Genomic DNA, 22,506 nt, shown 5'->3' on the forward strand with positions numbered 1-22,506 from the left:
ATTCGATAGGAGTGAATGGATGAAAATCATCATCCTGGGTGCAGGGCAGGTTGGCGGTTCGCTGGCGGAACACTTGGCCAGCGAAGCCAACGACATCACCGTGGTCGACACCGACGGCGAACGCCTGCGCGACCTCGGCGACCGCCTCGACATTCGTACGGTACAAGGGCGCGGTTCCTTGCCGACGGTCTTGCGCCAGGCCGGCGCCGACGACGCCGACATGCTCGTGGCCGTGACCAACAGCGACGAAACCAACATGGTCGCCTGCCAGGTCGCCCACACGTTGTTCCACACCCCGACCAAGATCGCCCGGGTGCGCGAAGCGTCCTACCTGACCCGCGCCGACCTCTTCGACAACGAAGCGATCCCGGTGGACGTGCTGATCAGCCCCGAGCAGGTGGTGACCAACTACATCAAGCGCCTGATCGAGCACCCCGGTGCCCTGCAGGTGATCGACTTTGCCGAGAGCAAGGCGCAACTGGTGGCGGTCAAGGCCTACTACGGCGGCCCGCTGGTGGGCCAGCAATTGCGCCAATTGCGCGAGCACATGCCCAATGTCGAGACCCGCGTGGCGGCGATTTTCCGCCGTGACCGGCCGATCCTGCCCCAAGGCGACACGGTGATCGAAGCCGACGACGAAGTCTTCTTCATCGCCGCCAAGGCGAACATTCGCGCAGTCATGAGCGAAATGCGCCGCCTCGACGAAAACTACAAGCGCATCGTCATCGCTGGCGGCGGCCAGATCGGCGAACGCCTGGCCGAAGCCATCGAAAGCCGCTACCAGGTCAAGATCATCGAGATGAACCCGGCACGCTGCCGCTACCTCTCCGACACCCTCGACAGCACCGTGGTGCTGCAAGGCAGCGCGTCGGACCGCGACCTGCTGCTGGAAGAAAACATCGCCGACGCCGACATCTTCCTGGCCCTGACCAACGACGACGAAGCCAACATCATGTCCTCGCTGCTGGCCAAGCGCCTGGGCGCGAAAAAGGTCATGACCATCATCAACAACCCGGCCTACGTCGACCTGATCCAGGGCGGCGACATCGACATCGCCATCAGCCCGCAACTGGCCACCATCGGCACCTTGCTCGCCCACGTGCGCCGCGGCGACATCGTCAGCGTCCACTCCCTGCGCCGCGGCGCGGCCGAAGCCATCGAAGCCATCGCCCACGGCGACGCCAAATCCAGCAAAGTGATCGGCAAAGCCATCCGCGACATCGGCCTGCCACCCGGCACCACCATCGGCGCGATCATCCGCGACGAAGAAGTCCTCATCGCCCACGACGATACCGTGATCCAGACTGGCGACCATGTGATCTTGTTCCTGGTGGACAAGAAGCATATTCGCGATGTCGAGAAGCTGTTCCATGTGGGGTTGAGCTTTTTCTAAAAAAACCTCGGTGGATGAGCTCTTCCTGACAAAACAATCTCCGTGGCGAGGGAGCTTGCTCCCGCTGGCCTGCGCAGCAGGCCCAATCCTGCAACCGCCGCGCGGCCAAGCAGGAGCAAGGTCCCCGCCACGGATTCATAGGAGTCTTCAAATGCTCGATTCCCTGGAAAAAATGCTCGCCAAGGGTGTGGATAACTCTCTACTGCGCTTCGGCCTGGGCAAGGGCTACCTCGACCTAGGCGAATTCCCCCGCGCCGCCGAACACCTCCAACGCTGCGTCGAATTCGACCCCAAGTACTCGGCCGCCTGGAAACTGCTGGGCAAAGCCCACCAAGGCCAGGGCGATGCTGCTGCGGCTCGCCAAGCCTGGGAACAAGGCCTGGAAGCCGCCCGAGCCCATGGCGACAAACAGGCTGAAAAAGAAATGACCGTGTTTCTCAAAAAGCTGGATCGGTAGGAGCGGCCACCATCACTTTTCGTACATCCTTCGACTGGAGAACATCCCCGATCCTGCCGCTATTGCTGCGATCGCAAAGAGCCCGACATCAATGCTGCCAATGAATGGCGGCAACACAAATATCACCAAAAAACCCAAGCAAACCAGGGCTATCCCCAGTCGCACCCTGAGCACGTAGCGTCTCACGCAAACATGCAGCAGCAGGATTCCCAAGCCGGCCAGTACATACTGACTATTGAGACTCATAGCTTATGTTTCCTCGGGATTGAATGATGATGGACGAAGTTGAGCGCTGTGGCCCGATACCACCGCTGACTTGAGCACCCAGGCTGACGATTACATCGCCAGTGTGATAGGTCGGTAACAGGTCCTTGGCCCACCTTCGGCCTAAGTAGCCTGCTGCTGGTGCGACAACTTTGCCAATGCCTGGCACTTGACCAGCCACCCCGGTAAAAATCCCAGTGGTAGTGGTGAGAAGATCCATGCGTTGCTCATTGAGCAAATCCCCCTGGCTACGAGTCAGCGGATTGGAAATTCCGACGCTCATGACACAAGGCAGATCCCTGGCGAGCATCTTGTCGTAGAGCTCCACCAGCAATCGGGTGACTTCGAAGTTGGCCGCTTTCGCCTCGCGAAAATACAGCGTTCTGAGCCCGCCTCTGTCTGCGGGCATAACGGTGAAACGGCTTACGCAGAAAGTGATTCCGTGATGGGTGGTGAACTGATACTTATCGAACTCCATTCTTCAATCCTTGATGAATTCGCAAGGCCTTGAGTTTTATTCAGAAATGGAGATTTACATAATGGACAATTCCGATTTGGGCGGGTTGTTTGTCACGTAAAGTTTCCGCAAAGCGTTCGATCCGGTTGTCCTACAGATAATTCTCAAGAGCCTCGCCAGTGGCGGCGGCATAGAAATGATTTGAAACCAATACGCTCGGTGCGCGTATGCATGCAATGAAATCCTGCTCACCTACCATGCGGGCGACGTACTGGTCAGCATCGAGGCGCAGGGAGACGTACATGTCCGTTCATGAAGCGGCGGCGGTTTGAGGAGGTTGGCTGAGGGGGAAAAGCGGGCGGATTAGTATCCGGAATCCGCCCCCCTAACTGCGCAAAGGGGCTTGCGAACGAATACTGCTAGCGACTGACTCCTGATGCTTGTACCGCTGCTTTTGAGAGAAGGCCCAGGTTGCTTCTTGGGTGGGCATTTTCCCCTAGCCAATTAGGAATCAGTGCGCCTTGAGAAGCAAAATGCTCAACGTGCACCACTGTGATTTTTCCATCTGTATAGGCAACTGAGTTGATCATTTTCCAAGCACCAGGGCGAGCGCGGCGAAACAAGCCGTAAGCGGATGATACGTAGTTCAAGTCCGTGCCCAGACCAAACATGACAATGAGGCGAGTTTCTATTGGCAGGTCACGGAGAAAGGTAGTAGTGCAGTTAATTGCGACCGATGTGCCAAACGGGGTAGCAATGAACTTATCCAACATGCCGCCACCCGATCCTTTCCAGGACGAAGATTTACGGTCGTAGCGTTCCACAGTGCAACGAATGAGTGATGCGAAATGAAAGCGTCCGGACTTATCCGCAATAAGATGGTCCACGTTTTTCTTCATCCGATCAGGCTGGTCGGGGGGGATGAGTCCGATGTGAGCCAGAATCTTGCTCACATTGAGGCGACTGCCCTTGTACGCAATTTCGTCGTGAGGGGCGCAGGCGAGCGCCCCAGCCTGCGTCGGGCCCTTGGAGAATCCTAGTACTACGACTTCGGGCTTAGTGCTGCCCCAGGACAAAGGGTTAGCCGTTATTCGCCAATCTCCCTCCGTACGCTTGGATACATCGAATTGTGGCGCGGTATCACTATGGCAGCGCGAGCAGGTGACTCTGCCATGATCAGGTAAGCAACTCATCAATCCTCCGGTGCTGCGATAGATGCCCAAAGTCTGAAGTAACCGGGGCCTATTGGACGGACGCCGCAGCGCCTAACTAACGAGGCAGCTGCTAGCAGCGTAGTTGACGTTTCCCATTTACCATCAAAGTATTCACCGTTCGCATCTGCGGATAAAAACCAAAACCCGACGCAGTACGTCGGGTTTTTTCGTTGGGGGAATAAATATTATTGCCCCGGCTCCACGTTATCCAACACCCGATTCGCCAACAACGAACTCAGCTCAATCAACTGCTGAATCCCCTGCGCCACATGACGTCTCGATCCCTCCAAATCAAACGCCAAATCACTCACCATCGCATCAGCCGAAGCCAACGTCTCAGTGAGGTTGGCAAGCAAACATTCGTTATCGAGGCCTTTCACGACGGTGAATAGCTGGCCTGGTTTGGGCTCGTCTTTGGATTTGTCCGGTTTCGGTAGCAAGTAGTGATCGATCACCCGTTTGGTGGTTTCGTCTTGCTGCTTGGCTTTGGATTTTGCGGATTTGGAAGTGGAATCTGCTTCTGGCGGATTCGGGGTTATTTTGTACATAAGCTTCGGTTCCAGATGTGATGCCGACAACCCGAAGCTACTAAACAATGGGGTGGCAGCTGTACGCAGGTTAGTAGACCGGGGAACCGAAGAAGCCGGCGCGCCTAAGCGCCCTGCATACAGCCACCATCAGAAACAGGGTAGGGCCCTGTTTGAGACGCGCTTGTACAACTTCGATTACCTCGGGCTACTAAACCCGACCACTGATGGGCAGTGGCAGGAAGACAATAGAACCCCGGGACAAGGCGCACAAGCGGGCGGATTCTGGCGTAGTTGTAGGCAAAGGCGCAAGGATGCGTGGCTTGATGGACGTTGTAGGCGGGGGCTGTAGGAGATGAGCGTTTTGGCATGCAGGTGGGTTATTTTGCTCAGTTCAGCAGCACGAAATGAATTGAAATCCAGTCCACCCGTTGCGGAAAATTGCCACCTTTACCCCAAAAGGATACGGGCGATGAAGTTCGAAGGGACTTTCCAATACATGGGCAATCACGGGATCGTCTTCAACGTCTCGCAGATCACCCTCACCGACAGCGAACGTGGACGTTTGCGCGAGCTGCATTTGTAGGGTCGGTGTGCGCACATATACCAATCAAATTTTACCCACCTACCATGCGGGCGACGTACTAGTCAGCATAGCGGCGCAGGTCAACGGCGGCATCGGCCCGCAACGCACCCTCTCGACATTGATCATCAAGACCTGACTGGAGACGTATATGTCCGAAATTACTCAATTGGTCATTGCCTTGGTGGTGTCCTTTTTGCTCGATCGATTCCTCAGACCCTATCTGCTACGCAAGTGGTTAGGCGTCGCGTTGGTGGCTGCGGGTGTGGTTGGCTGCTTTGTGGCAGGTCAGACCCGCATGTTGGGGTTTGATCTGGGGTTGCTGTCGGTTTTTGCCGTGCCGATAGGGATGGGGTTGTTCTCGAAGCGACGGCGGTTTGAGGAGGTTGGCTGAGAGGGCGTTTTGCAAACGCCCACGCCACCACCCCTCAGCTCCCTTCATTGTTGCAACTGGCCGCGTGCTTGAGATACGTCAGGGCTTTCCGCTCACCCATCGAATCAACGTAGGTAATCTGCGCATTCACCAACCCGCAGGTCTGGCCACTGTCTTCAGTCAGCGAGATCACTTTGTCGATGTCCAGCTGCGTGCCGTAGGAATAGCTTTCGCTGGCTGCTTTGTCTTGGGCCAAGGCGGGTAATGCGGCTGCGCTCAGGGCAGTGATCAGGCAAGCGGTAGCGATGGTTTTAAGGTTCATGGTCGTTTCCCTTCAATGAGTTGGATGGCGCTCATTAAAGGCCCGCGAGGTATCTCGGCTGTGTCGAAAAATGCCGTGGTTGGATACGTACGTATCAGAGGTGAATTGCGATACAGAGCGATACAATCGCCACTGTTTTTGCTTGGCGCTGGCTTGATTCAGGGCCGGATAAGCTGAACGACGGTGCGCTGCCAACTGGCAACCGAGCATCCTCACACTGCGCAACTGATGCGCGCATTTCGGAGAGCTGGGCATGGAACATGTCGATCACGTTTTGATCGTGGATGATGATCGTGAAATCAGGGAGCTGGTCGGCAATTACCTGGTGAAGAATGGCCTGCGCACCACCGTGGTCGCCGATGGTCGTCAGATGCGGGCCTTTCTCGAAGCCAATCAGGTGGATCTGATCGTGCTCGACATCATGATGCCGGGGGATGACGGGCTGCTGTTGTGCCGCGAGCTGCGCGCCGGCAAGCACAAGGCGACACCGGTGCTGATGCTGACGGCTCGCAGCGACGAGACCGACCGCATCATTGGCCTGGAGATGGGCGCCGATGATTATCTGGCCAAGCCCTTCGCGGCCCGGGAGCTGCTGGCGCGCATCAACGCGGTGCTGCGGCGCACGCGCATGCTGCCGCCGAACTTTGTCGTCAGTGAAAGCGGCCGCATGCTCAAGTTCGGCCGCTGGCGCCTCGACACCACCGCCCGCCATCTGCTCGATGAAGACGACACGCTGGTCTCGCTGAGCGGCGCCGAGTACCGGCTGCTGCGGGTGTTTCTCGATCATCCTCAGCGGGTGCTGAGCCGCGACCAGTTGCTCAACCTGACGCAGGGCCGTGATGCCGACATCTTCGACCGTTCCATTGATCTGCTGGTCAGCCGCGTGCGCCAGCGTTTGCTGGATGACGCCCGCGAACCGCTTTACTTGAAGACGGTGCGCAATGAAGGCTACGTCTTTACCTTTGCGGTGGAAATGCTTGAGGAGCAGGCATGAAGCTCGCGTTGCAATGGCCCCGTACGCTGGCGTCGAGGCTGTGGTTGGTGTTCCTCGTCGGTCTGATACTCGCCCAGGCCCTGACGTTCGCCGCCCAGTACTACGAGCGCTACCAAAGCACCAAGACGGCGATGTTGGGCAACTTCGAGCACGACACGGCGACGTCCATCGCCATTCTCGACCGTCTGCCTGCCGACGAGCGCCTGGCATGGACCAAGCGCCTGCAGCGTCGCAACTATGATTATTTGCTGCGCGAACATGATCCCGGCATTCCACTCACGTCGAACGATCTCGCTGCGACGGCGGCGCAATCCCTGCAAGTCGCGCTGGGCCGCAACTATGACCTGACCATTGTCGAAATCCCAGGCCCACGCCAGCATTTCCAAGCCCAGGTGCGCCTGGCTGACGGCAGCCCGGTGACCATCGATGTGCGTCCCTCGGTCAAGCCGTTGTCGCCCTGGCTGCCCTTTGTCCTGTTCGGTCAGTTGCTGCTGATGATCGGCTGCACCTGGCTGGCCGTGCGCATCGCCATACGCCCCCTCAGTCGCCTGGCCGAGGCGGTGGAAAACCTCGACCCGAACGCCCATCCCGTGCCGTTGGATGAAACCGGTCCACGGGAAGTGGCCTATGCCGCCCGCGCCTTCAACAGCATGCAGGCGCGCATTGCCGCTTACCTGAAAGAGCGTATGCAGTTGTTGGCGGCGATTTCCCATGACTTGCAGACGCCCATCACCCGCATGAAGCTGCGCGCCGAGTTCATGGACGACTCGATAGAGAAAGACAAGCTGGGCAACGACCTGAATGAAATCGAGCACCTGGTGCGCGAGGGCGTCGCTTATGCGCGCAGTGTCCATGGCGCGACGGAGACCAGTTGCCGCATCAGCCTGGATTCTTTTCTCGACAGCCTGGTGTGCGATTACCAGGACACCGGTCGCGAGGTGAGTTTGCGCGGCCAGAACGGCGCGATCATCGAAACAAGGCCCCATGCGCTGCGGCGGATTCTGGTGAATCTGGTGGATAACGCGCTGAAGTACGCCGGCACCGCCGAGGTGGAAATCGGCGGCAATGCGAGCACCGGCGTATCCATCAGCGTGCTTGACCGAGGGCCAGGCATTCCTGAGGAGATCCTGGCCGAGGTGGTCAAGCCGTTCTATCGGGTGGAAAGCTCACGCAACCGCAGCTCTGGCGGCACCGGCCTGGGCCTTGCCATCGCTCAGCAGTTGACCGTCGCGATTGGTGGAACGCTGAGCCTGCGCAACCGCGACGGCGGCGGGCTTTGCGTGACCCTCGACTTCGGCGTCGATCAGTAGGCCGCGCTGTCTGCAGGTCAGGAACAGTGGCATGCATTTGTAAGCCACTGTATCCAGCGCATCTACGTACTCAAAAGAACGTATAACGGCCGGGTGTCGAACATTTCCGGTACACATGCCCTTGCAAGAATGCTCCCCATCAACTCGCCATCGGATCCCCCGAATGGCGAGCCATGACCTAAGGAGATCTTGCCATGAATACCCAGTCCTCCCGCGCTCAAGCCGCCAACCCAGCCCAGGCCGGCAGCTACATCACCACCCCGGACGGCGTACAGCTCTATTACAAGGACTGGGGTCCGAAAGATGGGCCAGTTGTCACCTTCAGTCATGGCTGGCCGCTGAATTCGGATAGCTGGGAATCACAGATGCTGTTCCTGGCTGAGCAAGGCTATCGGGTGATCGCCCACGACCGCCGCGGCCATGGCCGTTCCAGCCAGCCGTGGGAAGGCAACGACATGGATCACTATGCCGATGACTTGGCCACTGTGATCAACATCCTGGATCTTAACGACGTCACCCTGGTGGGTTTCTCGACCGGTGGCGGCGAAATCACCCGCTACATCGGCCGCCACGGCACCGATCGGGTGAAGAAGGCTGCACTGATCAGCGCCGTTCCGCCGATGATGCTCCAGACCGAAGACTACCCACGCGGCCTGCCGATCGAGGTGTTCGACGGCCTGCGCAAGGCCTCGCTGGACAACCGCTCGCAGCTGTATCGCGACATCGCGTCCGGCCCGTTCTTCGGCTTCAACCGCGACGGGGCGAACGTCTCCCAAGGGCTGATCGATTCGTTCTGGGTGCAGGGCATGCAGGCGGGTCATAAAAACACCTATGACTGCATCGCCGCGTTCTCGGCGACGGACTTCCGTGCCGACTTGGCCAAGTTCGACGTACCGACACTGATCGTGCATGGCGACGACGACCAGATCGTCCCGATTGACGCCTCCGCCCATGCCGCCGCCGAGCTGGTGCAGGACGCCGAGTTGATCGTTTATCCGGGCGCGCCGCACGGCCTGACCGACACCCACAAGGACCGCCTCAACCAGGATTTGTTGGATTTCCTGGCTAAGTAGGCCCATCGCACCCTCCAATAAATCAAAAGGAATGATCATGCTCAATCTCAAATCGCTCTTGGCCGTCACCATCACCGCTGCGCTGGCACTGACTTCCGTTAATAGCGCAACCGCCGCGCAACCCGACGCCACCAAGCCGACCATCGTGCTGGTGCATGGCGCATTCGCCGAGTCGTCCAGTTGGAATGGCGTTGCCGCCCAGTTGCTGAGCCAGGGTTACCCGGTCGTTGCCGCGGCCAACCCGCTGCGCGGCGTGAAGCAGGACGCCGATTACGTCTCGGACATTGTCGAGCAAACCGCCGGCCCGGTGATCCTGGTGGGGCACTCCTACGGCGGCGCCGTGATCACTAACGCCGTGCACGACAACCCCAAGGTCAAGGGACTTGTCTACGTCGCAGCCTTCGCGCCGGACAAAGGCGAAACCGCCATCGAACTGTCCGGTCGCTACCCTGGCGGGACCCTTGGGCCGACCTTGGCGGCCCCGGTGCAGTTGGACGATGGCAATAAGGACCTCTACATCCAGCAGGACAAGTTCGGCCAACAGTTTGCCGCCGACGTGCCTGCGGCGGACTCCGCCCTGATGGCCGCCACACAACGCCCCATCAGCGAGGCGGCATTGAAGGAAGCGTCTGGCGAACCGGCCTGGAAAAAACTGCCGTCCTGGTTCATCTACGGCTCGGCGGACAAGAACATCCCCGAGGCGGCCCTGAAGTTCATGGCCGAACGCGCGGGCTCGAAAAAAACTGTCACCGTCCCAGGGGCCTCCCATGTGGTGATGACGTCCAACCCGCAGAAAGTTGCAGAGCTGATCATTGAAGCGGCGCAGGCCAGCTCCAAGGGCTGATCAGGTGAAGCGGGGCGACTAAAAGCCTCATCCGCTTTTCTTCAAGAAGAACAAAAACCCGGCGCAGGAGGCCGGGTTTTTCGTTGCGCAAAACTAAACCGCTTGCCAAATCTTGTATGGCAACGAGCCATTAGTATGGATAATCCATCTGCGAATCATTAGCATTCACCTAATTGGCTTCCCGTTTCCCCGCAGGTACTCATTCCATGCTTCTTCCATCTCGCCTTACATTGCTTGCTGCATGCTGCTCAGTCAGCTTTCTTACCCAGGCGGCAGAGCCTATTGAATTGGGCGTGACCGACGTTACTGCCGGCGCGGTCAAACCCAACTCCAACACGCTACCAACGCCCTATGCGGGTGGTCAGGTGGCGAGGGGAGGCCAGATGGGGGTGCTGGGCAATCAGGACAACATGGATGTCCCGTTCGTGATGACCAGTTACACCTCGCAGCTGATTGAGGATCAACAAGCGGAAGACGTGGGCGATGTGTTGCTCAACGATCCGTCGGTGCGTCAATCCTATGGGTTTGGTAACCAGTCCCAAGTGTTCGTGATTCGCGGCCTGCCGCTTAACAGCGACGATATTTCCTACAACGGGCTGTATGGCGTCTTACCGCGTCAAATCCTGTCGACGGATGCGATCGAGCGTGTCGAGGTGTTCAAGGGGCCCAACGCGTTTATCAACGGTGTCAGCCCGACGGGCTCGGGCCTTGGCGGCGGCGTCAACTTGCAGCCCAAACGCGCGGAGGACGTCCCGACGCGTCGCTATACCCAGGACATCAGCACCGATGGCCGCATTGGCGAGCATTTGGATATCGGGCAGCGATTCGGCGAGGACAATCGGTTTGGTGCCAGGCTGAACCTGAGCCAGCGCGAAGGTGAAACAGCGATCGACAACCAGGATCAGCGCACCAAGTTGTTCGTGGCGGGCTTGGACTATCGAGGTGACGACTTCCGCATTTCCACCGATTTCGGCTACCAGAAACAGCGTGTCAATGGACTGCGTAACTCGGTGAATATCGGCAGCGCCACCCGCATCCCCACGGCTCCGCACGCGAGCCACAATTATGGACAGGACTGGACTTACTCCGAAACCGAAGACACCTTCGGCATGGTCCGTGGCGATTGGGAGCTGAATGAAAACTGGACCGCCTACCTGGCTGGCGGTGTAAAACACACCCGGGAAACCGGGGTGTACGCCACACCGACACTGGTCGGCAATAACGGCGTAGCGACGATCGGCGGCTCGGAAATTCCTCACAATGAAGACAACACATCGTTCAGTGGCGGGTTGAACGGGCGCTTCAACACGGGCCCTGTTTCCCACCAGGTTGCGATCGGCGGCTCAACGATCTGGACCGAGCAGGAAAACGCCTACACGTTCTATCGTTCCGTGACCGGCAACAGCAATATTTACGACACCCCGAAGCTTCCCAAGCCGACCGTGGTGTCCAGCACTGGCGGTGAAATGGGTGATCCCGGGGTAACCGGCAAAACCCGCAACCGCAGTCTGGCGATCTCCGACACGTTGGGCTTGTTCGATGACAAGTTGCTGGTTACTTATGGTGTCCGTCGTCAGCAGTTGCGTGTTGAAAACTACCGGTACGACGGCACCACTTCCAACGGTTTCCCCAACCCAGCAAACGATGGCAGCCGCAGCACGCTCTACGATGAAGCCGTTACCACGCCGGTCTATGGCATCGTCTACAAGCCCGTGGAGAGCGTGTCGCTCTACGCCAACCGAATCGAAGGCCTTGCAAAAGGGCCGGTGGCGTCTGGCACAGGCATCACCAACCTGGGCGAAGCCTTTCCCCCTGGCCGCACAAAACAGTTGGAAGCGGGCATCAAGCTGGACATGCAGACCTTCGGTGCCAACGTGGGTGTGTTCCGCATCGAGAAACCGTCCGATGGTTACGTCGACAACGTGCAGCGGCTTTATGTGCGTGACGGTGAGCAGGTCAACAAGGGCTTGGAGATCAGCGTCTTCGGCGAGCCCATCGAAGGCCTCCGGTTGATGGCCGGCGGCACCCGCATGACGTCCGAACTCAAAAAAACCGCTGGCGGCCTCAACGATGGCAATCACGCCATTGGCGTGCCGACGTTCCAGCTCAATGCCAGCGTGGATTGGGATGTCCCGGGCATCGAAGGCGCCGCGCTCAGCGCCAGGATGTTGCGCACGGGCGGGCAGTACGCGGATCAGGCTAACAACTTGAGCTTGCCGACGTGGAACCGTTTCGACGCGGGCGCACGTTATAAGATGAAATTCGTGGAGAAAGACCTGACGTTGCGCGTCAACGTGGAAAACATTACCGACAAAAACTACTGGGCCTCGGCAAACGGCGGCTACCTGTCGCAGGGGGATCCGCGCTTGGTGAAGTTTTCGGGGACTGTTGATTTCTGAGTGTTCGTGTGGACCTGAAACCAACCCTGCGTTGGGAAATATCCCCGCAGGGCTGGAATTAGAACTGCATTTTGAACGAAACGGGGCAATGGTCGGAGCCTTTCAGAGGCACAGGAAACTCTGATAACGAGTCTTCTACATAGTGCTTTCTTAATTCACTGGTCATTAATGCGTGGTCAATCAGCCATTTGGAGCCTCCGCCCCGGCATTCGGGTAGCGCCTGGAAATCTTCGGTTGGGCGAAACAAATTGGCAGCCGACGGCTCGCCATCCGAAAGCTCCGCATAGAGACTCACCTTGGGATCCGTTTCACGTTCAATCGGGGCGTCAAATCTACGATTGAAATCGCCAATGACGATTGCAGAAGAGCCCGATCGGATTGCGTTATCGAGCCATGCTTCAAGTGCAGGTGTTTGTTTGCTAAGCACCTCGCACGTTATGACACCGTTAGCTTTGTCGCGCTTGGTGGCGTATCCGCTGTTCAACGCATGATCAAAGCAACCGCTCTTGAGGTGTATCGATAGCAGCTTGATGGTCGTGCCGTTGATCGTCACGGGCAATTCGGCTCCATGTCGAGCATGATTCTTGAAGGCATCTCCAAGTGAATGGACATCACCGAGCGTTCCGACGTTAAGCCCGCTGGATTTTCGGACAACAAACCCAGTGCGCTGTATCCAAGGGCTCTGCATGTTCACGTAGAAATCGTATTCATCCTTCGGCCAGATTTGCTGAAGGGCTTCTGGACTTTCGACTTCCTGAACAGCAATCACGTCAGCGTTCAGCTTTTGCGCTACTGCCTGCAGGTCGCTTATCTGTTCAGGAGACTTGCATTCCCATCGGTAGGGGTGCGTTTCTTCAAGTTTCTCTCGTTCCGCGGCCTTGATTTTCCTGCACTCATCGAATTGGTTTTGGCTAAGAGGCTCTGACCGCTGCCACGCCAAATTCCATGTTGCGAAAGTGACAGTCTCAGCCAAAGCACCACCGGAAAGGCAGCACAGCAGGAGCGGTAAATATAATGTTTTCATGGGATAGGATTCCGAGCACGGCCACAGTAGAGGTCCAAAAGACGGCACTGCTATAGCCGTTTCCCAAGCTTAGCAGCCCAAGAAGAGGGGGGAGGGGAAAGAGCTACCGACGGAAAAAATACTGGAATGGCAGCTATGCGCGAGCTGACGCACAGAAGCTTGTGTGGCGAGGGGCAGGGCAGGCTGCAGTTTCAGTGGGAAGCGTTGTTCAGTTGCTGAAGCTCAAGTTGCCTGGCAGCGCTGGCTTCGAGGTTTGCGCGCTCTTCATCGAGATATCGATAGATGCTTTTCAAATTGGCGATCTTCTCTTTGATTTCCGCCATTTTCTTTTCAATCAACTTGGCGCCGTCAGCACAGTCGATCAGCTCGTTGCGCTGCGCATCCAGAATCTGACCTATTTCCCCCAGGGAAAACCCCATGCTTTGCGCGCGCTGGATAAAGTCCAAGTCCTGCAGCGTTTGCGCTGTGTAGACGCGGTAGTTATTCGTCCGCCGCAGCGGTGAGATCAGGCCGATCTGCTCGTAATAACGCAGCGTATGACGGCTGGCGCCGCTGCGGGCCTCGAGTTCGCCGATTCTCATGAAAAACACCGCTTGACTGTAGAGTTGGGTCGATAGATTACGCTCGATTTCTCACCTTAACCAGGAGCAGGGAAATGGGCGTGGAGTGCTTTGTCACAGGGGGGACCGGCTTCATCGGCCAGCATTTGGTGGCGCACCTGAGTGCGAAAGGTCACACCGTTCGGGTGTTGATGCGTCGCCCGGAGCGACTGGCAGCACTGCGCGAGCAAGTCGACAGTTTGGGAGGGAACGCAACCCAGGTATTTGCCGTGGCGGGCGACCTGGAACGGGACAACCTCGGGCTGAGTCTTGCTGACCGAGAAGTGCTGCGGCACGCCAGCGTCATATTCCACTTGGGCGCTCACTTCGCTTGGGGGCTTTCGGTGGAGCACTCTCGTGCGGTGAATGTTGAAGGGGCAAAGCGCGTGGCGCTGTTGGCGGCCGGGCAAAAAAGCCGCTTGGTGATGATCGGCGGCTACATGCTGAAAAACCATGAACATCTGCAACGCATCGGGATCGATCCTTGTTATCCGCAGCTGACCGATTGGCCTGCCGTCTACCGGCGTGTCGGGGGTTACGAGGGAAGCAAGCTGGAGGCGCATTTTGCGACCCTGGAGGTCATGTCCACCTTGGGCGGGGAGATCACCGTTGTCCATCCCGCGACGGTTTGTGGCCACAGCCGCACGGGGCATATCCTTGACGGCCAGCCTCTGGTGGCGCTGATACGCAATCTGGTACAGGGAAAGCTGACAGCTGTGCCCGGTACCGCCGAGCACTGGCTACCTCTCGTTACCGTGGATTACCTGGTTGAACTGGTGGCGGTTTGTGCGTTTGATCCAGCCATGGTGGGTCAGGAACTGCTGGCGCTTGATGACCAAAGTCCCAACTTGCGAGAACTCCTCGCAGAGGTCGCCGAACCGCTTGGCATAAAGTCGCCCAAGCATCACATTTCGCTGCGATTGTTGAAGTGGCTACTGAGCATTCCTCCCGTCGCGCGCTTCTTGAATACAAAAGCCGAAGCCTTGGACTTTATTCAGACCACCCGTTTTGATACAGCGGCGGTCGAGCAATTCGCCCACAGGCAGGGAATCGCCAAACCGGATATACGCCTGGCTTTGCAGCACACTGCAACGTTCGTCAATTCATATTGCATAGCGCAGGGCACGGCCCGCTGAGGATTCATCAACTCGGACATGCCGAACCATCATGCTTGAAATCGGCCTGTGCTTTTCCAAAGAGCTCATCCGCTCGGGTAGCAAAGCATCCATCGCTTCGGCCGAGTAAGCTGTTTCGGATCCTGATGAGTGACTGACGTGTCGGCGCTTTTGTGGCGAGGGAGTGCATTATTAGAGAGCAAGCTCCCTCGCCTTGGCCTCATTTACGCTTGAGCATCTCCGGCAACTGCGCCACCAGTTTCTGGTTATTCAACGGCGCACGAATAAACCCGCGTTGCTTGCCGTCCGGGCCAATGACGGCGAGGTTGCCGCTGTGATCAACCGTGTAGTTGGGTTTGCTGGTGTCCGCCGGGATGAACGGGATGCTCACTGCGTTGGCGAGTTTCTGCAGGTCTTCCACCGATGAAGCGGTGAGGCCTTTGAATTGCGGATCGAAGTAGCCCAAGTACTGCTTGAGTTGCTTGGGCGTGTCGCGGTTCGGGTCGACGCTCACCAGCACGATCTGCAACTTATCCACAGCCTCGGGCGGCAGTTCGCTCTTGATCTGGCGCAGTTGGGCCAGGGTGGTCGGGCAAATGTCGGGGCAGAAGGTGTAGCCGAAGAACAGCAGGCTCCATTTGTCTTTCAATCCGTCCATCGCAACGGGCTGGCCGTCCTGGTCGGTCATTTTCACGTCCGGCAGGTTGCGGCTCTGGGGCAGCAGGATGATGCCGGCATCGATCAATGCAGTCGGGTCGCCCTGGCCTTTGCTGGACAGCACCTTGTTGATGGTCAGGCCGAGGATCACTGCGATCACGGCCGCGAGGATGAAGACGGTTTTCTGGGTTCGAGTCATAGGCTCAACAGTAAGTAGTGGTCTACGAGCAGGGCGATGAACAGCAGGAACAAGTACCAGATAGAGTACTTGAATGTATTGATCGCCGCGTGCGTCCGGCTGCCACGGTACAACACCACGGCCCATTGCAGGAACCGGGCACCCAGCACCAGTGCGCAAACCAGATAGATCAAGCCACTCATCTGGATCACGAATGGCATCAGGCTCACCGCCAGCAGCACCAAGGTGTACAGCAAGATGTGGATCTTGGTGTAGTGCTCGCCGTGGGTCACCGGCAGCATCGGGATGTCGGCCTTGGCGTATTCCTCTTTGCGGTGGATCGCCAGGGCCCAGAAGTGTGGCGGCGTCCAGGCGAAGATGATCAGCACCAGCAGCAACGGTTCGGCGCTGACATGCCCGGTGGCCGCGACCCAGCCCAGCAGTGGCGGTGCGGCGCCGGCGAGGCCGCCGATGACGATGTTCTGGGGTGTGGCGCGCTTGAGGAAGCCGGTGTAGATGACGGCGTAACCGAGCAGTGAGGCCAGGGTCAGCCATGCGGTCAACGGATTGGTAAAGACCAGCAGCATCGCTTGGCCGGCCACCGCCAGCGCCAGGGCGAAGGTCAGTGCGGCGGCCGGCGAGACCCGGCCCTCCGCCAGAGGCCGTTTGTGGGTGCGGGCCATGACCGCGTCGATGCGTCGGTCCACCACATGGTTGACCGCCGCCGCGCCGCCAGCGCACAAAGCGATCCCCAGGTTGCCGAACACCAGGACCGTCCATGGCACGCCAGCACGGGTGGCGAGAAACATGCCGACCAGCGAGGTGATCAGCATCAGCACCACCACTTTCGGCTTGGTCAGCTCCAGGTAATCGCGCCAGATCGCCTGGCTGTGGCGTTCACCGGTCAAGGTTGCCATGGCATCTCTCCTTTAATCGTGATGGGGGCGACGCCGTGTTTAGGCGAATTGAAGCGCCAGCGCAGCGGGACGTGGTGCCGTACCCGGACCAGGCTGGTCCGGGCGTGATAATTGACCAGCACCAGGGTCAGCAGCAGCGCGGCGCCCCCGGCGTTATGGGCCACGGCCACCGGCAGCGGCAGATGAAACACGACGTTGCTGATACCTAAGGTAATTTGCGCGGCCAGGGCGGCGAGGACCAGCCCCGCCAGTCGGGTCATGCCCACCCGCTTCAATTGCCAGGCCAACCCCAACAGCACCACGGTCACCAGCAACGCGCCGATGCGGTGGGTGACATGGATGGCGGTACGAGCATCGCTGTCCAGTTGTCCACCCAGGTAGTTCGGGCCGATGTGCTGGGTCAGGTGAAAGCCATTGGCGAAATCGGCGGGCGGCATCCATTCGCCGTGGCAGGTAGGGAAATCGATGCAGGCCACTGCGGCATAGTTGGAACTGACCCAGCCGCCCAACGCGATCTGGCCGATCACCAGCAGCAGCCCAGCCGTGGCCCAGTGTTGCAGGCGCTTGGGCACGGTCAGCGCGGGTAAGACGCCAGACAATCTCAGCGTCAGCAGGAACAGCAGGCTCAACGTCGCGAACCCACCGAGCAAATGGCCGGTGACCACCTGCGGCCACAGCTTGAGCGTCACGGTCCACATGCCGAACGCTGCCTGGGCGAAGACCACGGCGAGCAGGAACAGCGGCAGTTTCAACGGCAGGCCGGGGTGGCGACGGTTCGTCCAGGCCCGGGCGGCCAGCGCGGCAATCATCAGCGCCAAGGCACCGGCGAAATAGCGATGGACCATTTCGTTCCAGCCTTTATGAGCCTCCACCGGGGCGTCGGGGAAATGCAACTCGGCATGGGCCAGTTGGGCTTCGCCCTTGGGCACGCTGATGAAACCGTAGCAACCGGGCCAGTCCGGGCAACCGAGGCCGGCGTGAGTCAGGCGGGTGTAGGCGCCCAACAGTACGACAATCAATGCCAGCAGCGTGGCAAACAGCGCGAGGCGAAATCCAGGCTTGGCCATGTCGATGCCCTCATCCGATGTTCGACAGTTTCAGCAGGTGGCGCAGGTCGTTGAGCAAGTCCTTACCCTTGACCCTGGCGTCGTAGCGCAGCACCAGGTTGCTGTGGGGGTCGATGATCCACAGCTGGGCGCCGCCGGAGCCCTGGGCGCCTTTTTGATAGGCCGGCAGGTCCAGCGGGTAGCGTTGCAACTGCGGGTATTCGCGCTGCAATTGGGCGTCGTACTCGCCGTCCAGCGGCTGCGCGATGGCCAGGGCATGGCTGGCGCGGCCGGCATCGCGACCCAGGCCGATCTGCACCTGCCGGGCCAGATAGACCAACTGGCGGCAGTCCACCGAGCATTCTTGAGGCGCGGTGACCAGGATCTGCCAGCGCTGCTCGTCGGCCTGCACGCCGATGTCGGCGCGGGACTGGCCGTTGCCGATCAACTCGCCGTGGTAGCTGCGGCTGTCCGGGACCCAGAACTGGAATTTGTACATGCCGGTGGCGAGGATCATCGGGCCGATCACGCCCAGCACGATCAACAGCAATTGCACGCGCCCCTTGCGACGGCTGCGGGCATCGGGCGCGTCAGACGTGTTGGTTGGATTCATGGTGCTTCCCATGGTGTCTCCCTGCGTTGTGCCATCCGAGATAGAGAAAAAGGCCGAACAGCGCCGCCGCCATGGCGAACCACTGCACGGCATAGCCGATGTGTTTTTCCGGCCCCATGGCCACCACCGGCCAATCGGTCCGGTATGCGCCGGGGCCGCTTTGTTGGCGTAATTCGTAGGCGAAGCCACCACGGTCCAGTTCGGCCCAGAGTTTCTGCGGCTCGATGGCGGTGACCAGCCGTGGCCACGGCGCGCTTGCCGGGTCGGCGTGAAGTTGGAACGTGGCGCCGGGTGCGACGTAGACCCAGGCTTGCAGGTCGACCGGCTGTTCCGGCGTGCTGAAAACTGGCGGGGTGCGGCGATCAGGCCACGGCAGCCAGCCGCGATTGACCAGCAGCCACAGTCCGCTGGCGTGGTCGAGAAACGGTTGCAGCAGCTCGACGCCCACCTTGCCATCGTGCTGGCGGTTGTCCAGGAGAAGGCTGTGCTCGGCGTCGAATTGCCCACGCAGGCTGACCGGTCGAAAGGCTGGATCCGCCGTTTGCGAAAGCTCCACGCTGTCCATCGGCTTGGCCACGCGGCGCTCGGCGTAAGTGTCCATGAGCACACGCTTCTGTTCGCCCCGGCTCAATTGCCAGAACCCCAGGCACACCATCACCGGCACCAGCACGGCTACCACCAATGACGGCACGAGGCCCGGCCGGAAGCCTTTCATGGCGTCGCCCGAAAGCTGTCGAACGGGATAGCTATACTCACGTGCATCGCGTCCCCCCGGAGTGTCCCTAATGCTCAAAGCAGCCATCGCCCTGATGCTGATCGCCACGATTGCCAGCCTGTTCAGCGGCCTGTTTTTTCTGGTCAAGGACGACAGCAGTTCCAATCGCCTGGTCATCGCCCTGGCGATTCGCGTGGCCTTGGCCGCTGTCACCGTCGGCTTGATCGCCTGGGGCTTTTTCAGCGGCCAGTTGGTGTCGCATGCTCCTTGGTAAAGAGCCGCCCTGGTAGCGGCTGCCTCAGAGGATGTAGACGAAGAAGAACAAGCCGATCCACACCACATCGACGAAGTGCCAATACCAGCTCGCTGCCTCGAAGCCGAACTGGTGCTCGTTGTCGAAATGCCCGCGCATGACGCGCATCAGCATCACGAACAAGATGATCGTGCCGATGGTGACGTGGGCGCCGTGAAAACCGGTGAGCATGAAGAACGTCGCGCCGTAGATCCCCGAGCCCAACGTCAGGCCCAGCTCTTTATAGGCGTGGATGTATTCCTCGGCCTGGAAGCCCAGGAAGGCGCAACCCAGCAGCACGGTGATCGCCAGCCATACCTTCAGTGCGCCGCGATGGCCTTTTTTCAGGGCATGGTGGGCGATGGTCACGGTGACGCTGGAGCTGACCAGCAGGATGGTGTTGAGCAGCGGCAAGCCCCACGGGCTGATCACGTCCTTGGGCGGTGGGAATAGCTTGGGATCGGGGTTGTTCAACAACGGCCAGACGTATTCGAAGTTCGGCCACAGCATCTCCGATAAGCCCTTGCTGCCTTCACCGGCCAGCCCTGGCGCCGACACCACCCGCACATAAAACAACGCGCCGAAGAACGCCACGAAGAACATCACTTCGGAAAAGATGAACCAGCTCATGCCCCAGCGGAACGAGCGGTCGAGCTGGGCGCTGTACAGCCCGGCGCGGCTTTCCTTGATGACCGCGCCGAACCAGCCGAACAGCATGTAGGCCACCAGCAGGCCGCCAATGAAAAAGATCAGCGGGCCATGGGATTCCGGGCGCGCCGCCTTCAGGTCGTTGAACCAGGTCGCCAGGCCGTACACCGTGACGAACATCCCGACCGTGGCGATGATCGGCCATTTGCTCTGGGCCGGAACGTAGTAGTGCTCATGAGTTGCCATTTATTGTTCTCCTTATCGGGCACGCTATCGGTCAGTGTTTACAGCCACCGGTGGATGACGAGCGGTGATATCGAACAGCGTGTAGGACAGCGTCAGGTGCTTCACTTCCTTGGGCATGTCCCGGTCGACGATGAAGCGCATGGGCATTTCGATGCGTTCGCCGGGTTGCAGCACTTGCTGGGTAAAACAAAAACATTCGGTCTTGTGGAAATACGCCGCCGCGTTGCTCGGCGAAATGCTCGGCACCGCCTGGGCGCTCATCGGCCGGTCGGTGGGGTTGTGGGCGACGAACACCATCTCGTTGACTGCCCCGGGCTTGACCACCAGCTCATCGCCCTTGGGAAAGAAGTCCCAGACCATGTCCACCGAATTGGTCGACAGGAACTGCACGCGCACCTGCCGGGATTCATCGACGACCTGCTCGCCTTCGTACTGCCCGCCGGTCTTGCCGTTGATGCCGAACGCCTTGCACATCACGTCGTAGATCGGCACCAGGGCAAACCCGAAGATGAACATGGCCACCACCACCAGCAGCAGGCGGGTGACCAGTTTCTTCAGCGAAATCGAATCAGCCATGGTTTTGAGCCCCTACCGCTCCGACATGGGTTCCGTGTGTCATCTATTTCACTTCCGGCGGCGTAGTAAACGTGTGATACGGCGCTGGCGACGGCACGCTCCACTCCAGCCCTTCGGCGCCATCCCACGGCTTGGCCGGTGCCGGCTCGCCGCCGCGGATGGTCTTGATCACGATGAACAGGAAGAAGATCTGCGTGGTGCCGAACATGAACGCGCCGATGGACGAGACCATGTTGAAGTCGGCGAACTGCAGGTTGTAGTCGGGAATCCGCCGGGGCATGCCCGCCAGGCCCACGAAGTGCATCGGGAAGAACGCCAGGTTCATGCCGATGAACGAGAGCCAGAAGTGCAGCTTGCCGAGGGTTTCGTCGTACATGTGGCCGGTCCATTTCGGCAGCCAGTAGTAGGCCGAGGCGAAAATCCCGAAGATCGCGCCAGGCACCAGCACGTAGTGGAAGTGCGCGACCACGAAGTAGGTGTCCTGGTACTGGAAGTCCGCCGGGGCGATGGCCAGCATCAGCCCGGAGAAACCGCCGATGGAAAACAGGATCACGAACGCCACGGCGAACAGCATCGGCGTCTCGAAGGTCAGCGAGCCCTGCCACATGGTGCTGGCCCAGTTGAACACCTTCACCCCGGTGGGCACGGCGATCAGCAGGGTCGCGTACATGAAGAACAGCTCGCCCACCAGCGGGATGCCGACCACGAACATGTGGTGCGCCCAGACGATGAACGACAGGAACGCAATCGCCGCCGTGGCGTAGACCATCGAGGTGTAGCCGAACAGCGGCTTGCGCGAGAACGCCGGGATGATCGAGCTGACGGCACCGAAGGCCGGCAGGATCATGATGTACACCTCGGGATGGCCGAAGAACCAGAACACATGCTGGAACAGCACCGGGTCACCACCGCCCGCGGCACTGAAGAAGCTGGTGCCGAAGTGGATGTCCATCAGCATCATCGTCACGCAGCCTGCCAGTACCGGCATCACCGCGATCAGCAGGAACGCGGTGATCAGCCAGGTCCAGACGAACAGCGGCATTTTCATCAGGGTCATGCCGGGGGCGCGCAGGTTGAGGATGGTGGCGACCACGTTGATCGCGCCCATGATCGAGCTGATGCCCATCAGGTGGATGGCAAAGATGAAGAACGTCACGCTTTCCGGCGCATAGGTGGTGGACAGCGGCGCGTAGAAGGTCCATCCGAAGTTCGGCCCGCCCCCCGGAGTGAACAGCGTCGAGACCAACATCAGGAACGCCGCCGGCAACAGCCAGAAGCTGAAGTTGTTCATGCGCGGCAGGGCCATGTCCGGCGCGCCGATCATCAGCGGGACCATCCAGTTGGCAAGGCCGACGAACGCCGGCATCACCGCGCCGAAGACCATCACCAGGCCATGCATGGTGGTCATCTGGTTGAAGAATTCCGGCTGGACGATCTGCAGGCCGGGCTGGAACAGCTCGGCGCGGATCACCATGGCGAACGAGCCGCCCAACAGGAACATCGAGAAGGCGAACCACAGGTACAGCGTGCCGATGTCCTTGTGGTTGGTGGTCAGCACCCAGCGCATCAGGCCCTTGGCGGGGCCGTGGGCGTGGTCGGCATGACCGTGGTCATCGATCACAGCACTCATGTCCTTTCTCCTTCGAACCAATGGGCTGGACGGCGCGGGG

The 22,506-nt window shown here is 59.5% G+C and carries 26 protein-coding genes; 10 read left to right on the forward strand and 16 right to left on the reverse strand.

Translation table 11 applies throughout. From position 1 onward, the window contains the following. Nucleotides 1-19: 19 nt before the first annotated feature. Both trkA and JZ00_RS22530 read left to right on the forward strand, forming a co-directional pair. Nucleotides 20-1,393, forward strand: a complete 1,374-nt coding sequence (gene trkA, locus JZ00_RS22525; RefSeq protein ID WP_039593427.1) for a Trk system potassium transporter TrkA — start codon at nt 20-22, stop codon at nt 1,391-1,393. Between the two features lie 151 nt (nt 1,394-1,544). Beyond that, nucleotides 1,545-1,850, forward strand: a complete 306-nt coding sequence (locus JZ00_RS22530) for a tetratricopeptide repeat protein (RefSeq protein WP_039593426.1) — start codon at nt 1,545-1,547, stop codon at nt 1,848-1,850. Between the two features lie 12 nt (nt 1,851-1,862). Here the strand turns inward: JZ00_RS22530 and JZ00_RS22535 are convergent, their stop codons facing one another. From JZ00_RS22535 to JZ00_RS22550, 5 genes are all read right to left on the reverse strand, one after another. After that, complete coding sequence (locus tag JZ00_RS22535; RefSeq protein WP_039593425.1) at nt 1,863-2,096, reverse strand: hypothetical protein; 234 nt, start codon at nt 2,094-2,096, stop codon at nt 1,863-1,865. Further along, nucleotides 2,083-2,592, reverse strand: a complete 510-nt coding sequence (locus JZ00_RS22540; protein WP_039593424.1) for a hypothetical protein — start codon at nt 2,590-2,592, stop codon at nt 2,083-2,085. Before JZ00_RS22540 ends, JZ00_RS22535 begins: the two co-directional genes overlap by 14 nt. Before the next feature lie 130 nt (nt 2,593-2,722). After that, nucleotides 2,723-2,875: a hypothetical protein gene (locus JZ00_RS31080; protein ID WP_160300876.1), complete on the reverse strand. Its 153-nt coding sequence runs from the start codon at nt 2,873-2,875 to the stop codon at nt 2,723-2,725. 115 nt (nt 2,876-2,990) lie between these two features. Beyond that, nucleotides 2,991-3,524, reverse strand: coding sequence for a hypothetical protein (locus JZ00_RS30495; RefSeq protein ID WP_200900497.1), 534 nt, complete (start codon nt 3,522-3,524; stop codon nt 2,991-2,993). A gap of 446 nt (nt 3,525-3,970) precedes the next feature. Beyond that, nucleotides 3,971-4,333 carry a DUF6124 family protein gene (locus JZ00_RS22550; RefSeq protein WP_039593422.1) on the reverse strand — a complete coding sequence of 121 codons (363 nt, stop codon included), beginning with the start codon at nt 4,331-4,333 and terminating at the stop codon, nt 3,971-3,973. A 713-nt stretch (nt 4,334-5,046) separates the two neighbouring features. Here JZ00_RS22550 and JZ00_RS22560 point away from each other — a divergent pair. Beyond that, nucleotides 5,047-5,289, forward strand: a complete 243-nt coding sequence (locus JZ00_RS22560) for a hypothetical protein (RefSeq protein WP_039593421.1) — start codon at nt 5,047-5,049, stop codon at nt 5,287-5,289. Between the two features lie 34 nt (nt 5,290-5,323). On the opposite strand, the gene JZ00_RS22565 is transcribed toward JZ00_RS22560, so the two are convergent. Continuing rightward, nucleotides 5,324-5,590 (reverse strand): DUF2790 domain-containing protein, encoded by a 267-nt coding sequence (locus JZ00_RS22565; protein WP_039593420.1) that lies wholly within the window; start codon nt 5,588-5,590, stop codon nt 5,324-5,326. 253 nt (nt 5,591-5,843) lie between these two features. On the opposite strand from JZ00_RS22565, the gene JZ00_RS22570 reads away from it, so the two are divergent. The 5 genes from JZ00_RS22570 (at nt 5,844) to JZ00_RS22590 (ending at nt 12,210) form a co-directional block, all read left to right on the forward strand. Then, complete coding sequence (locus tag JZ00_RS22570; protein ID WP_018600898.1) at nt 5,844-6,584, forward strand: response regulator; 741 nt, start codon at nt 5,844-5,846, stop codon at nt 6,582-6,584. Then, on the forward strand, nt 6,581-7,894 hold the full coding sequence (locus tag JZ00_RS22575) for an ATP-binding protein (RefSeq protein WP_039593419.1): 1,314 nt from the start codon (nt 6,581-6,583) through the stop codon (nt 7,892-7,894). The genes JZ00_RS22570 and JZ00_RS22575 overlap by 4 nt, the downstream gene beginning before the upstream one ends. Before the next feature lie 194 nt (nt 7,895-8,088). Then, on the forward strand, nt 8,089-8,967 hold the full coding sequence (locus JZ00_RS22580; RefSeq protein ID WP_039593418.1) for an alpha/beta fold hydrolase: 879 nt from the start codon (nt 8,089-8,091) through the stop codon (nt 8,965-8,967). Between the two features lie 31 nt (nt 8,968-8,998). After that, nucleotides 8,999-9,811: an alpha/beta fold hydrolase gene (locus JZ00_RS22585; RefSeq protein ID WP_039593417.1), complete on the forward strand. Its 813-nt coding sequence runs from the start codon at nt 8,999-9,001 to the stop codon at nt 9,809-9,811. Nucleotides 9,812-10,017: 206 nt separating this feature from the next. Beyond that, entirely contained in the window at nt 10,018-12,210 is a 2,193-nt protein-coding gene (locus JZ00_RS22590) for a TonB-dependent receptor (protein ID WP_039593416.1), read from the forward strand. Between the two features lie 58 nt (nt 12,211-12,268). Here the strand turns inward: JZ00_RS22590 and JZ00_RS22595 are convergent, their stop codons facing one another. Beyond that, nucleotides 12,269-13,234: an endonuclease/exonuclease/phosphatase family protein gene (locus JZ00_RS22595; RefSeq protein ID WP_039593415.1), complete on the reverse strand. Its 966-nt coding sequence runs from the start codon at nt 13,232-13,234 to the stop codon at nt 12,269-12,271. Between the two features lie 191 nt (nt 13,235-13,425). Then, a complete protein-coding gene (locus JZ00_RS22600) occupies nt 13,426-13,815 on the reverse strand; it encodes a MerR family transcriptional regulator (protein ID WP_039593414.1) in 390 nt (129 codons plus the stop codon). Between the two features lie 74 nt (nt 13,816-13,889). On the opposite strand from JZ00_RS22600, the gene JZ00_RS22605 reads away from it, so the two are divergent. Then, the gene (locus JZ00_RS22605) at nt 13,890-14,969 is read left to right on the forward strand and encodes an SDR family oxidoreductase (protein ID WP_039593413.1); all 1,080 of its coding nucleotides are present in this window, start codon (nt 13,890-13,892) and stop codon (nt 14,967-14,969) included. A gap of 199 nt (nt 14,970-15,168) precedes the next feature. Here the strand turns inward: JZ00_RS22605 and JZ00_RS22610 are convergent, their stop codons facing one another. From JZ00_RS22610 to JZ00_RS22630, 5 genes are read right to left on the reverse strand one after another with little or no spacing between them, the layout of a single operon-like run. Further along, nucleotides 15,169-15,804 carry an SCO family protein gene (locus JZ00_RS22610; RefSeq protein WP_039593412.1) on the reverse strand — a complete coding sequence of 212 codons (636 nt, stop codon included), beginning with the start codon at nt 15,802-15,804 and terminating at the stop codon, nt 15,169-15,171. Continuing rightward, on the reverse strand, nt 15,801-16,700 hold the full coding sequence (gene cyoE / locus JZ00_RS22615) for a heme o synthase (RefSeq protein WP_039593411.1): 900 nt from the start codon (nt 16,698-16,700) through the stop codon (nt 15,801-15,803). Before cyoE ends, JZ00_RS22610 begins: the two co-directional genes overlap by 4 nt. After that, a complete protein-coding gene (locus JZ00_RS22620; protein WP_039593410.1) occupies nt 16,688-17,767 on the reverse strand; it encodes a COX15/CtaA family protein in 1,080 nt (359 codons plus the stop codon). The genes cyoE and JZ00_RS22620 overlap by 13 nt, the downstream gene beginning before the upstream one ends. 10 nt (nt 17,768-17,777) lie before the next feature. Beyond that, nucleotides 17,778-18,371: a hypothetical protein gene (locus JZ00_RS22625; protein WP_039593474.1), complete on the reverse strand. Its 594-nt coding sequence runs from the start codon at nt 18,369-18,371 to the stop codon at nt 17,778-17,780. Beyond that, nucleotides 18,337-19,074 (reverse strand): SURF1 family protein, encoded by a 738-nt coding sequence (locus JZ00_RS22630; RefSeq protein ID WP_039593409.1) that lies wholly within the window; start codon nt 19,072-19,074, stop codon nt 18,337-18,339. The genes JZ00_RS22625 and JZ00_RS22630 overlap by 35 nt, the downstream gene beginning before the upstream one ends. Before the next feature lie 70 nt (nt 19,075-19,144). On the opposite strand from JZ00_RS22630, the gene JZ00_RS22635 reads away from it, so the two are divergent. Further along, entirely contained in the window at nt 19,145-19,348 is a 204-nt protein-coding gene (locus JZ00_RS22635) for a twin transmembrane helix small protein (protein ID WP_039593408.1), read from the forward strand. 24 nt (nt 19,349-19,372) lie between these two features. Here the strand turns inward: JZ00_RS22635 and JZ00_RS22640 are convergent, their stop codons facing one another. From JZ00_RS22640 to ctaD, 3 genes are read right to left on the reverse strand one after another with little or no spacing between them, the layout of a single operon-like run. Continuing rightward, nucleotides 19,373-20,260 carry a cytochrome c oxidase subunit 3 gene (locus tag JZ00_RS22640; RefSeq protein ID WP_039593407.1) on the reverse strand — a complete coding sequence of 296 codons (888 nt, stop codon included), beginning with the start codon at nt 20,258-20,260 and terminating at the stop codon, nt 19,373-19,375. A gap of 24 nt (nt 20,261-20,284) precedes the next feature. After that, entirely contained in the window at nt 20,285-20,836 is a 552-nt protein-coding gene (locus tag JZ00_RS22645) for a cytochrome c oxidase assembly protein (RefSeq protein ID WP_039593406.1), read from the reverse strand. Nucleotides 20,837-20,879: 43 nt separating this feature from the next. After that, on the reverse strand, nt 20,880-22,466 hold the full coding sequence (gene ctaD, locus JZ00_RS22650) for a cytochrome c oxidase subunit I (RefSeq protein ID WP_039593405.1): 1,587 nt from the start codon (nt 22,464-22,466) through the stop codon (nt 20,880-20,882). Nucleotides 22,467-22,506 lie beyond the last annotated feature (40 nt).

It is taken from the genome of Pseudomonas frederiksbergensis (assembly GCF_000802155.2).
GTDB lineage: Bacteria > Pseudomonadota > Gammaproteobacteria > Pseudomonadales > Pseudomonadaceae > Aquipseudomonas > Aquipseudomonas frederiksbergensis_A.

What these genes read in the sequence shown, in the direction of transcription:
- trkA (WP_039593427.1), top strand. Translation starts at nt 20, where the DNA reads ATGAAAATCATCATCCTGGGTGCAGGGCAGGTTGGCGGTTCGCTGGCG.
- JZ00_RS22530 (WP_039593426.1), top strand. Translation starts at nt 1,545, where the DNA reads ATGCTCGATTCCCTGGAAAAAATGCTCGCCAAGGGTGTGGATAACTCT.
- JZ00_RS22535 (WP_039593425.1), bottom strand. Translation starts at nt 2,096, where the DNA reads ATGAGTCTCAATAGTCAGTATGTACTGGCCGGCTTGGGAATCCTGCTG.
- JZ00_RS22540 (WP_039593424.1), bottom strand. Translation starts at nt 2,592, where the DNA reads ATGGAGTTCGATAAGTATCAGTTCACCACCCATCACGGAATCACTTTC.
- JZ00_RS31080 (WP_160300876.1), bottom strand. Translation starts at nt 2,875, where the DNA reads ATGTACGTCTCCCTGCGCCTCGATGCTGACCAGTACGTCGCCCGCATG.
- JZ00_RS22550 (WP_039593422.1), bottom strand. Translation starts at nt 4,333, where the DNA reads ATGTACAAAATAACCCCGAATCCGCCAGAAGCAGATTCCACTTCCAAA.
- JZ00_RS22560 (WP_039593421.1), top strand. Translation starts at nt 5,047, where the DNA reads ATGTCCGAAATTACTCAATTGGTCATTGCCTTGGTGGTGTCCTTTTTG.
- JZ00_RS22565 (WP_039593420.1), bottom strand. Translation starts at nt 5,590, where the DNA reads ATGAACCTTAAAACCATCGCTACCGCTTGCCTGATCACTGCCCTGAGC.
- JZ00_RS22570 (WP_018600898.1), top strand. Translation starts at nt 5,844, where the DNA reads ATGGAACATGTCGATCACGTTTTGATCGTGGATGATGATCGTGAAATC.
- JZ00_RS22575 (WP_039593419.1), top strand. Translation starts at nt 6,581, where the DNA reads ATGAAGCTCGCGTTGCAATGGCCCCGTACGCTGGCGTCGAGGCTGTGG.
- JZ00_RS22580 (WP_039593418.1), top strand. Translation starts at nt 8,089, where the DNA reads ATGAATACCCAGTCCTCCCGCGCTCAAGCCGCCAACCCAGCCCAGGCC.
- JZ00_RS22585 (WP_039593417.1), top strand. Translation starts at nt 8,999, where the DNA reads ATGATCATGCTCAATCTCAAATCGCTCTTGGCCGTCACCATCACCGCT.
- JZ00_RS22590 (WP_039593416.1), top strand. Translation starts at nt 10,018, where the DNA reads ATGCTTCTTCCATCTCGCCTTACATTGCTTGCTGCATGCTGCTCAGTC.
- JZ00_RS22595 (WP_039593415.1), bottom strand. Translation starts at nt 13,234, where the DNA reads ATGAAAACATTATATTTACCGCTCCTGCTGTGCTGCCTTTCCGGTGGT.
- JZ00_RS22600 (WP_039593414.1), bottom strand. Translation starts at nt 13,815, where the DNA reads ATGAGAATCGGCGAACTCGAGGCCCGCAGCGGCGCCAGCCGTCATACG.
- JZ00_RS22605 (WP_039593413.1), top strand. Translation starts at nt 13,890, where the DNA reads ATGGGCGTGGAGTGCTTTGTCACAGGGGGGACCGGCTTCATCGGCCAG.
- JZ00_RS22610 (WP_039593412.1), bottom strand. Translation starts at nt 15,804, where the DNA reads ATGACTCGAACCCAGAAAACCGTCTTCATCCTCGCGGCCGTGATCGCA.
- cyoE (WP_039593411.1), bottom strand. Translation starts at nt 16,700, where the DNA reads ATGGCAACCTTGACCGGTGAACGCCACAGCCAGGCGATCTGGCGCGAT.
- JZ00_RS22620 (WP_039593410.1), bottom strand. Translation starts at nt 17,767, where the DNA reads ATGGCCAAGCCTGGATTTCGCCTCGCGCTGTTTGCCACGCTGCTGGCA.
- JZ00_RS22625 (WP_039593474.1), bottom strand. Translation starts at nt 18,371, where the DNA reads ATGGGAAGCACCATGAATCCAACCAACACGTCTGACGCGCCCGATGCC.
- JZ00_RS22630 (WP_039593409.1), bottom strand. Translation starts at nt 19,074, where the DNA reads ATGAAAGGCTTCCGGCCGGGCCTCGTGCCGTCATTGGTGGTAGCCGTG.
- JZ00_RS22635 (WP_039593408.1), top strand. Translation starts at nt 19,145, where the DNA reads ATGCTCAAAGCAGCCATCGCCCTGATGCTGATCGCCACGATTGCCAGC.
- JZ00_RS22640 (WP_039593407.1), bottom strand. Translation starts at nt 20,260, where the DNA reads ATGGCAACTCATGAGCACTACTACGTTCCGGCCCAGAGCAAATGGCCG.
- JZ00_RS22645 (WP_039593406.1), bottom strand. Translation starts at nt 20,836, where the DNA reads ATGGCTGATTCGATTTCGCTGAAGAAACTGGTCACCCGCCTGCTGCTG.
- ctaD (WP_039593405.1), bottom strand. Translation starts at nt 22,466, where the DNA reads ATGAGTGCTGTGATCGATGACCACGGTCATGCCGACCACGCCCACGGC.